Annotated in this window: 1 protein-coding gene; it reads right to left on the minus strand. The window is 62.8% G+C overall.

What is annotated here, in order from left to right; all coding sequences use genetic code 11:
- Window positions 1–242 (minus strand): PepSY domain-containing protein (locus ACRHNM_RS17900; RefSeq protein ID WP_431137986.1); only part of this gene is annotated, 242 nt, incomplete at both ends.

Genomic DNA, 242 nt, shown 5'->3' on the forward strand with positions numbered 1-242 from the left:
GTGGCCCCCTAAGATCACCAGCCCCGTGAAGGCGAAGAAGAAGTGAAAGGGCAGCGCCACCACGCCCGTCATGTTGTGCAGGTCCAGCACGCTGCGCTGGGTCGCCTTCTTCGGACGGAAGGTGAACAGCTCGCGGAAGATCTTGCGGTGCATGACCACGCCGCTGACCAGGGCCACCAGCATGATGAGTGCGGCAAAGCCCACGATCCAGTAGCCAAGGCCCATCCAGTTGAGCGTCAGGC

The organism is Psychroserpens mesophilus, from assembly GCF_050617655.1.
GTDB classification, from domain to species: domain Bacteria; phylum Bacteroidota; class Bacteroidia; order Flavobacteriales; family Flavobacteriaceae; genus Psychroserpens; species Psychroserpens mesophilus_A.